Below are 10190 nucleotides of genomic sequence, written 5' to 3'. Positions count from 1 at the left end.
CTTCATACTAACCTCCCAAACACTACAATCACTATATATTATACCGCCATTGTTAAAAATTTACCACAGTAAAAGGTCCTTTTCCCTTTAAATACCTTTATTCTTTTAACCTTTTTTGTTAAAATTTTCAGAGAATATTTTATATGAGGAGTTTTTTAATGATTACCGGAATCATAGCAGAATATAATCCATTTCACAATGGTCATTTATATCAGCTTAGAAAAATACAGGAAGCCACCGGAAAGGAATCTGCCATCATTGCCTGCATAAGCGGTGGACTGACCCAACGGGGCGAACTTCCAATCCTGAACAAATGGCAGCGGGCTACACTGGCTGTCCAGCATGGGGTCAATCTTGTCCTCGAGCTTCCCACCGTATTTTGCTGTCGCAGTGCCCAGCACTTTGCCTTTGGTGGAGTATCCCTGTTTCATCAGCTGGGAATAGTCGAGCAATTGGCCTTTGGCACAGAATACCCTGATTTGGATATACTGAATGCTCTGTCTGATATTGATATCTCAGAATATCAGCCACAGCTAAAGTCTCTTCTGCAGCAGGGTTTCTCATATGCCAGTGCCGTATGCCATGTTTTAAGTACCATAACGGGCATTGAGGAAGCCATCCTAAAGGAACCTAATACCATTCTTGGGGTAGAATACTTAAAGGCTATATCAGCACTAAATTCCTCTATTACGCCATTGCCCTTAATGCGCGTAGGAGCACATCACCACGACCAGAGCCTGCAGGGCACCTTTGCCAGTGGAAGCGGCATACGCAACATGTTAAGGGATAATGCCCATGCAGCCATAAAAAATACGGTCCCTCCAAAAACAATGGCACTGCTCCATGATTTAAACAGCACCTATAATACACCGGAAAAGCTTTATTCCGCCCTACAGCTATTCATTCTCAACAGTACCCCGGAAAAGCTGCAGGAAATTTGCTCAGTAAACGAAGGACTGGAGCATAAAATAATCGAAGCAGCCACTGCACAGGATATGAACGGTTTCATCAACTGCCTGGTGGGAAAAAGGTATCAGCGTTCCCGCATCAATCGGATGGCTGCATGCATTCTCCTGAACTTGAAAAAAACGACTGCTGAAAATGCAGATAAAAATGGCGCACCGTATGCCAGGGTCTTAGCCTTTGATTCCAAAGGAAAAAATCTGATGAAGGCCATCAAGGAAAATGCTTCCATCCCACTGGTTACAAAGGTAACTAAATATATAAACCACAGGGATTACATGAATAAAAAGCTCCTTACACCAATACAGCAGTTACTGTATTACGACCTTGCCGCCAACAATCTTTATGAGCTTTGTCAGCACACTCCTGTACTTCATCGCGATTTTATCACCTCACCGGTGAATATACAATGATAATTAACCGTCATATAACCCAAAATATTTATTCATCTAAAACAAAGCACCTACAGGCACATCAATCTGCCTGTAGTTTTTTATCATCAGTATTGCCCTTCAGCTAATTCATCACAAGACGCTTTAATTCCGCGATTTCTTTTATATATCCATCCCTGTCATTGGGTGTTTCCAAAATAAAAGGCAAATCCTTTAGCTCTTTATGGTTGATTATTCCCTTAATCGCAGCCCAACCTATACTGCCTTCCCCCAGTCTGGCGTGACGATCCTTGTTGGAGGCAAACGGCGTCATACTGTCATTCAAATGAATAGCCTTTAATTTATCTATGCCGATGACCTTATCAAATTCCTTTAATACACCATCCAGGTCATTGACAACATCATAACCGGCACTGTATACATGGCAGGTATCCAGACACACCCCAACCAGGTCTCCCAGCTTAACTGATTTTATTATTTCTGCCAATTCATCAAAGCTACGGCCCACCTCAGTCCCCTTACCTGACATGGTTTCCAGAAGTACTGTGGTACACTGATCAGGCTGCAATACTCTGTTGAGCTGATCTGCTATCAGTTCAATAGCAGTTTCAACTCCCTGCCCCACATGACTGCCAGGATGAAGATTGTAATAATTACCGGGAGTATATTCCAACCGATGCAAATCATCCACAAGAATATCATGGGCAAATTCCCTTAATTCCGGCTTTGCCGCACAGGGATTCATGGTGTATGGTGCATGGGCAACCAACCTGCCAATACCGTTTTGGGCTTTATATTGCAAGAAATCACTGACATCCTTCTCATCTATGACTTTTGCCTTCCCGCCACGGGGATTTCTGGTGAAAAAAGCAAAAACATTTCCGCCCAACCCAATTATTTCCTTACCCATGGCCAAATATCCCTTGGATGAAGATATATGGTTTCCAATATTTAACACAATAACACCTCCCCAAAATCTGCAATGCACCAACAGCAATCACATATACACCTTTTTAATAAAAAACAGTCTCCAATATATGGAGACTGTTTAATATATTTCATGCAGCTGTTAATATTATTTCTTGTTAACTGCATCCTTCAAGGCCTTACCAGCCTTGAAAGCAGGAACCTTTGCAGCAGCAATCTTAATCTCAGCACCAGTCTGAGGATTGCGGCCGGTACGGGCAGCACGCTGATTTACCTTGAAAGTACCAAAACCAATCATCTGAACAGCTTCTCCATCAACCAAAGCCTCCTGAACGGCTTCAAGAGTTGCCTTCAATGCAGCACCTGCATCTTTCTGGGTCAACTCTGCTTTTTCAGCAATTTTTGCAACCAATTCTGCCTTTGTCATAATGTTTCAAAACTCCTCTCATATAAAAACTTCTTGTATGATAGCACAGAAGTCATGATTTGTCCAATTTATGATGGTTAATCTCTCAAAATAAGAAAATAACCTGCATAAAACGAGGTCCTCCCCTGACAAATAACAACCTTCCATACTATTGAATGATACCCAACACAGGTTTATTATACATAAACCACAGCAATAGAGCAATACCTATTATTTATCCAAATACCATTTGATAATGGCCTGAGTGCCATTATCATCCATCCCCCTGGCCGAAAGCATATCGTAAAGCTCCTTTGTTTTCTGCAATCCGGGCAGTTCCAGTCCCGCCTCTTCTGCTGATTCAATTGCTATACGCATATCCTTAATAAAATGCTTGATATAAAAGCCCGGAGCATAGTCCTTTTTAAGCATGCGCCTACCAAGATTTGACAGTGACCAGGAGCCAGCAGCACCGGTTTCAATAGTTTCCAGCACCTTTTGTGGGTCAAGCCCCATCTTTTGAGCATAAAACAGTGATTCTGCCACTCCCAGCATTCCAGAAGCAATGGCTATCTGATTGGCCATCTTGGTATACTGTCCTGAGCCTGCAGCCCCAAAGAAATTAATAGTCTTGCCCATAGCCTCAAAAACCGGCATGGCCATATTAAAAGCAGTCTCATCCCCACCTACCATTATAGCCAGGGTTCCATTTTTTGCTCCAAGATCACCACCTGATACAGGTGCATCAAGAGCACATATCCCCTTTTCCCTTGCTTCTTCATAAATCCTTTTAGCCAGAGTTGGACTGGAGGTGGTCATATCAATCACTACCCCACCCTGCTTGGCAGATAAAATCCCATCCTTGCCGAGATATACCTCCTCAACATCCTTTGGATATCCCACTATGGATATAACAGCATCAACATTTTCAGCAGCTTCTGCAGGCGTATTGCACCACCTCATCCCCTCATCAATAAGAGGCTGTGCCTTGGCTTTGGTCCTATTATAAACAGCTACATCAAAGCCTGCTTTTTGCAGATGGCGGACCATACTGGATCCCATTACACCTGTTCCAATAAATCCAATTTTTTTAATTTTCATATCCATCCCTCACAAAACTACAAGACACTAATTCTCAAACAATAATCCATTCATTATGTTCGCCATATCATGGCCGGCTTCCTTCTTTTTTTTAAAATAACCGGATTAACTATCCATTTTTAATATAACTCCATCCAGATACAAATAAAATAAGACCTATTCAGCAATAATTTGGCATTTCCACTGAATAGGTCCTCTATCATCCTTCTGTCTTTGTATCGGTTTCAGGAGTTTTTTTCTTGACAACGCGTTTATCCCGTCTTTGATAACTGCTGTTGTGCTTTCTTGGGCGCCCAGGTTTACGGCGGTTGTTTTTTTCCTTATCCTTGTCTGACTTGTCCTGCCGACCTGAATTATCTTCTTTGTTTACTGGCCTGGATGCCTTAATTGTCTTGCCCTTCTGCTCCTGAGGATCAGACTCGGATTTAACAGCAGCCACGATTGCTGCTGCCTCAGCCTCAACATCTTCACCGGCAAAGGCTTCCTCAGACAATGCTTCCATGACTATTTCCACCATGGTACGCTCGCAATCCACTCCTTCAAGATTAATTTCCCTTGGTTTTCCCATATGACTATCCTGCCGGAGCTTCTCGGCTTCCATATCTGTGCTCTCAGCAGCGGTAACTGATGCCTTATAAATACCACGCAAGGGTTTATATACCGTCTTGATTTTTTTGTATAGCTCCCCACCATCATTTCGTCCCATAAGCTTGTTAAGCATATGGTAAAATTCCATCTTGGTAGATGATTCCTGCAGTGCATTATACACATACTCAGCCTCACGGTAATTAATAGGAATCTTATGATTGATTTTAATGGTATTTAAAATCTTGGTGCATACAGACTGATACGCCCTTTTAGTCTTCTCATCCTCAGAAATATCTGTTGCATCAGACTCCTCAGAAGCAATTTCAGCATTGGCAGCCGAAATCTCTGCATTCAAATCAGCTGGCTCATCAACTGACGCTAAAGCTGCATCGTCCTCATTGGTGTCAAATTCTGCGATTACATCCTGGTCACTTTCATCCACTGCTTCATTATTTTGATGCTTTAAGGCATAATTAATGTCCTTGCAGCGAAAAATAGCCTTGCGGTCCATATTCTGTGCCATGGTAATGGCAGCATCATAGCCTTTATCACGACTGATGATGTAATAATTATCATCTTCAGAATAATCACACATCAAAGCCGTAATCAGCTGGAAATCCAAGGCATTCTCCACGCCATTTTCTATTTTGGTAAACCTGATTGCTCCCTGCGTATGCATCAGCTTCTGTACCACATCAATTTTCAGTGTATCAGCCTTGGAGCTGTAAAACAAATATAAAGTATCATCAGGAGTAAGATTTTCTACTCCCTTTAAACCTTCATTATGAACATTTTCATAATCAATATAAAACTTTGCCACTTAATACCTTCCTATTCCAGTATGCCCACCTCATACCACACGATTAAAATTATCCGGTGGGTATTTATACTTCTTTTCGGTCAACAGGTACAGTATGCAGTTCCAGATCAGGGTTGTTGTCTGTAATCCACCCCAGTGCCCATTCATTGTTCACCAAGAGTACAGGGTTATCACGACGGTCATATACAAACATACCTCGGTCGGTCCCCCGCAGGCTGGCAGGAGTGACCTCACGACCATCCTCAAAGGTCATCCACCTGGCAACCTCATAAGGCTGCATATTCATTATTATATCAACACCATACTCGTTTTTCAGGCGATACTCCAGCACCTCAAACTGCAGTGTACCAACCGTACCTACAATAAATGATTCCGTACCGGCGCCGGCCTGTCGGAACAGCTGAATAGCCCCCTCCTGGGTAAGCTGCTCAATGCCCTTGACGAACTGTTTCCTTTTCATTGTATCCTTGGCGCTTACACGGGCAAACTTCTCCGGCGGAAATACAGGAAAAGCTTCATATTCAAACTTTTTTGAATTATCACAAAGAGTGTCTCCTATACCAAAAATCCCCGGATCAAATAATCCCACAATATCTCCAGGATATGCCTCCTCAACAATCTGACGGTCCTGCGCCATAAATTGCTGTGGCTGTGCCAGCTTGATAGCTTTGCCGCTGCGCTTGTGGAAAACACTCATCCCCCGTTCAAACTTGCCGGAACAAATACGGATAAACGCCAACCGGTCACGATGAGCCGGATTCATATTAGCCTGAATCTTAAACACAAAAGCCGAAAACTTGTCATCATCCGGCGAAATAATTCCCTCAGATGATTGACGGGCCTGTGGTTCAGGTGCCAGCTTTAAATATTCTTCAAGGAAATTCTGCACGCCGAAGTTGGTCATTGCCGAGCCAAAGAACATAGGAGTCAGTTCTCCACGGGCCACCTTCTCCAAATCGAATTCCTCACCGGCCATATCCAACAACTCAATATCATCCATCAGTGTCTTATGAGCTTCTTCACCCAACATTTCTGCAAATTCCGGATCATCCAATGACCCTGTAACAGAAGCTCGGGCATTCTGTCCGTGGGAGGTATCATCCTCAAAGAGTTCAATCTGTTTCTTCTGGCGGTCATATACGCCAAAATACTTTCCATCAGTACCAATCGGCCAGTTCATAGGATAAGAACGGATTCCCAGGACATTTTCCAATTCATCCATCAAATCAATCGGCGCCTTACCAAACCTGTCCAGTTTGTTTACAAAGGTAAAAATTGGAATACCACGCTGCTTGCAGACCTTAAACAACTTTTTTGTCTGCGCCTCAACACCCTTTGCCACATCAATAATCATGACTGCACTATCTACTGCCATAAGTGTACGGTATGTATCCTCAGAGAAATCCTGATGTCCTGGTGTATCGAGGATATTAATGCAGTAGTCCCCATAATTAAACTGTAAAACTGAAGAAGTAACAGAAATTCCACGCTGTTTCTCAATCTCCATCCAGTCAGAAACCGCATGATGAGCAGTCTTTCTGGATTTTACAGAGCCTGCCAGATGAATTGCCCCTCCATACAACAGGAGTTTTTCCGTCAGCGTAGTCTTACCGGCATCCGGATGGGAAATTATGGCGAATGTCCGCCGTCTCTTTATTTCATCAGTCAACTGTGACAAATTATATTCCTCCACTTGCTAAATCTTATTTACAATCTAAAAACATACCAATTTATTATATAAGATACCTTAATAAAATTCAATTATAACTCATTGAAATTTACCTCTGCTCTAAGCAAAAAGAAGCCCCCCAGGAGCTTCTTTTAATCTCGTCATAACAATGTTTTTGAAATGAATGCCAATATCGGCAATGCAATCAAGGTACGCTCCAAAAAAATAACAAATAAGCGCTTCATATCCAGCCCCACTTTGGATTTAACAATAATACTGCCTACCTCCGTCAGATAGATTATCTGAACCAAGGACAAGCCTGCAACCAAAAAGCGGGTGGGTTCCCCTAAATAGGCCGGGGTAATCAGTGCAGGAATGAACATGTCAATGAATCCCACCAAAGTAGCCGGAGCTATCTGATATGCACCCTCAATCCCGAACAAACTCATGTAGACTCCCATAGGGTATGACAGCCATTGCATGATTCCTGTTTCGTTAACCAAAAGGGTACCCAAGGTTCCCCAGGCAATTACAATTGGTATCAAATCCATAAGTATGCCAATCGTCATTTTAGAAGCTGTATTAAACGCCTGACCAAAACTGAATTTTTTTGCTCTTTCTATGGCAGCCACCCAAGCCCATCCCAACAAAGTAGACGCCTGAGGCACTTCTTCGTTGATATTCTTGGTACCGCAATAGGAGTCGTCTATGCTGGACAAAGGTGGTATCCGAACCTCAATCATTGCCAAAAGCAGCCCTATGGCTGTAACAGAACCATACAGCAGCAAAAAATGATTTGTGACATGCAATGTTTCAGCAATAACCATACAAAATGGAATGGAAACAAGGGAAAAATTAGTCATAATAGCTGCAGCTTCCCTTTTACTGTAGTATCCACTCTGATATTGATTACCTGTAATCAGAACAGCAGTATTAGAGGATGCCAGCCATGAAGCAATAAGATCCACTGAAGCCCTGCCAGGCACACGGAACAATGGCCGAATAAGCGGTTTAAAAAGTATCCCCATAAACTCCATTATTCCACATTCTGTCAAGAAAGGGAGTATAAAACTAAGAGTGACAGCTATTGCAATAAGCGTTTGTGCCAAAGAAACCATACTTCCCCCAACATCATCGCTTCTTACCACTTCAGGTCCCACTCCAAAACACACGGAAACAATGACTCCCACGGCAATGAGTCTTGTTAAGGTATAAACCTTCGATACAAACAGGAGTTCAACCAACCAGGCCAGCCTGTTGGGTAATGTCGGCTTCCAGAAGCACCCCAATACAGCACTTAACCCTGAAAAAATTACGATTAATGGTAAAAGCCATGGTACATTTTCCTGGACAGCATGATCCAACAGGTCTGTCAAAACACTAAGTGCTGTATTATATGAACCACCTGTTGTATCCCATGGATACAAGAACATAAAACCACCAAAAATCGAGCACCCAAAAAATTTTATAATATGGATAATGTTATATTCACTTTTTAAATTTTTTTCATTGTCCAAAAAATCTTTCATTACTATACCCCTCAAAACAATAGATACTATACCGCCATTGTTCATATTTTCCTCCTCCAGGAGAAAAATAATCCCGCTAACGGTTCAACGAGGTGAAAAACATTCTTCGAATAATTATATCTATCACGAAAATTTTCTAATATCAATACGATACATCATCATAATAATTAATGCAAATACTTATAAAAATTATTTCTTCTGCAGATTCAAAAAGCTTAATAATACGCTGCCCATTGGCCATTGGTGTAAGGGAACCTTTTATGCCTTGGTTAAATTTCTCAATAATGCTTATGGCCTTATCATCAAAAATTACAAACTGGCCACCCTCATCATTCCAAGTAATGCCCTTTATACCATGTTCATTAAGATATAAACTGACCTGCTTATCGCTACAGCTTCAGCCATTTTCTTCTGAATAGTTTTTGATTGATTCAAGTAGTTGTTTTCTTCCTGAATTAAATCTTTATCATTAGGAATATCAACCTTGTACAACCGACCTTTGGTTTTTTCATAGTTATCCTTATTGGCCAAGAACTCTAGCATTTGCCGCTTGGCAGAAATATTAGTTGCATCGGGATCATTGTTAATACTCTTTTGAATAACCTCAATGGCCTTTTCGTGTCCATATCTTTCCTCTATTTCTAGTGCGGCATTGGTTATATCTGTAGGCAACATCTCCCCAGTTTCTTTGTTTTTGTAAGCAATTACAGACTTACGATATTTTTCGGAGACTTGTTTCTTATTCGCAAAATACAACCCCCAACCATGTACAGCACCGCCTTGGCCATTGCCAATAGCGCCTATATCAAACTCATCAAAATCATAAAGGCTACCATGCCATGCAGAGTGATAGAACTTTTCCACAGGTTGTGTATTGCTATCAGAATTTTGTAGATAACCATTCATTTGTTTCTTGATTTTATTACTAAATTCAGATAAAATTGAGGTATAAAGAGCGATACCTCTCGGAGTCGGATGGTTCTTACCACCCGCCCGGGTTTGAAGGGTACCGCTTTTTAATTTGATTTCTTCTGCTGTACCTACTTCATGAATATAAAATCTTTTTACATTCTCCTGCTCTTTAACACGACACAAAACAAAATTTTCTTTCCCTTCGTATGTTACCTTGTATACAAAGAAGTGGTTTGTTACTTGTGGATTATCATAATCAGGAATGCTTTTAATGTAAGATGCCTGTTTCATACCATCCACAATGGATGCAACACAGTCCAACTTTTTCTGTGAATATCTATGATTAAGACTTGCTTTAATCCCCTTGTAATTTATGGTTACTTCACCTAGTACAGTATCTACAGTTGTTCCAGTACCGAATTTTTCTCTAAACCAGCTAACAGCTTTATTATGGGCCTTTTGTTTTTCGTCTCCTACAAATACTTTAGATTCAACAGGTATAGCTTTACTGTTGATATATTTATTTATTTCAGCAGCCTCAGAATTTTCCGCACTAAAACTACCCCCATCTACCTGATGATAGATATTAGGGTCATTGGCATCATAGTTGCCGTTATTATCAGTGGCAGATTTAATCTGGGTAGGCTCAAAAGCTACATAGAAAACATCATGGTAAAATCCATCAGAGGAATTATTTTTAAAAGCTACTCCATCATTTTCTTGTTCTTTTGCTTGTTTTATATACGGTTTCTCACTATTTGGATCAGAAAATCTATTTTCTGGAAGTTCGAGAATTAGAGGATTCTTGATATTAAGAAACACATCATAAATAGTATTGCCGTTTCGCTCTTCTGCCATAGCTTCTGCATAATCTGACGATTCA

8 protein-coding genes are annotated in these 10190 nt (G+C 41.2%); 1 reads left to right on the top strand and 7 read right to left on the bottom strand.

The window, feature by feature from the left end; genetic code table 11:
* Positions 1-158 precede the first annotated feature (158 nt).
* On the top strand, positions 159-1376 hold the full coding sequence (locus tag K6C05_RS09280) for a nucleotidyltransferase family protein (protein ID WP_296733980.1): 1218 nt from the start codon (positions 159-161) through the stop codon (positions 1374-1376).
* 103 nt (positions 1377-1479) lie between these two features.
* Here K6C05_RS09280 and K6C05_RS09275 read toward each other — a convergent pair whose 3' ends face one another.
* From K6C05_RS09275 to K6C05_RS09245, 7 genes are all read right to left on the bottom strand, one after another.
* Positions 1480-2313: a deoxyribonuclease IV gene (locus K6C05_RS09275; RefSeq protein ID WP_296733977.1), complete on the bottom strand. Its 834-nt coding sequence runs from the start codon at positions 2311-2313 to the stop codon at positions 1480-1482.
* Positions 2314-2430: 117 nt separating this feature from the next.
* Positions 2431-2709: an HU family DNA-binding protein gene (locus tag K6C05_RS09270; RefSeq protein WP_296733975.1), complete on the bottom strand. Its 279-nt coding sequence runs from the start codon at positions 2707-2709 to the stop codon at positions 2431-2433.
* 210 nt (positions 2710-2919) lie between these two features.
* Positions 2920-3789, bottom strand: coding sequence for an NAD(P)-dependent oxidoreductase (locus tag K6C05_RS09265; RefSeq protein WP_296733972.1), 870 nt, complete (start codon positions 3787-3789; stop codon positions 2920-2922).
* Positions 3790-3988: 199 nt separating this feature from the next.
* Positions 3989-5197: a PIN domain-containing protein gene (locus K6C05_RS09260; RefSeq protein ID WP_296733970.1), complete on the bottom strand. Its 1209-nt coding sequence runs from the start codon at positions 5195-5197 to the stop codon at positions 3989-3991.
* A 64-nt stretch (positions 5198-5261) separates the two neighbouring features.
* The gene (locus tag K6C05_RS09255; protein WP_296733967.1) at positions 5262-6875 is read right to left on the bottom strand and encodes a peptide chain release factor 3; all 1614 of its coding nucleotides are present in this window, start codon (positions 6873-6875) and stop codon (positions 5262-5264) included.
* 152 nt (positions 6876-7027) lie between these two features.
* Positions 7028-8440, bottom strand: coding sequence for a nucleoside recognition domain-containing protein (locus K6C05_RS09250; protein WP_296733964.1), 1413 nt, complete (start codon positions 8438-8440; stop codon positions 7028-7030).
* A gap of 303 nt (positions 8441-8743) precedes the next feature.
* The coding region (locus tag K6C05_RS09245) for a hypothetical protein (RefSeq protein WP_296733961.1) at positions 8744-10190 on the bottom strand (1447 nt) is incomplete at its 5' end.

The sequence above is a fragment of the Anaerovibrio sp. genome (assembly GCF_024697385.1).
Lineage (GTDB): Bacteria > Bacillota > Negativicutes > Selenomonadales > Selenomonadaceae > Anaerovibrio.
This window is presented reverse-complemented; position numbering and strand designations above follow the sequence as displayed.

Bases quoted from the DNA above. Each gene is read 5' to 3' on its own strand.
- K6C05_RS09280 (WP_296733980.1), top strand. From the start codon at position 159: ATGATTACCGGAATCATAGCAGAATATAATCCATTTCACAATGGTCAT.
- K6C05_RS09270 (WP_296733975.1), bottom strand. From the start codon at position 2,709: ATGACAAAGGCAGAATTGGTTGCAAAAATTGCTGAAAAAGCAGAGTTG.
- K6C05_RS09265 (WP_296733972.1), bottom strand. From the start codon at position 3,789: ATGAAAATTAAAAAAATTGGATTTATTGGAACAGGTGTAATGGGATCC.
- K6C05_RS09250 (WP_296733964.1), bottom strand. From the start codon at position 8,440: ATGAACAATGGCGGTATAGTATCTATTGTTTTGAGGGGTATAGTAATG.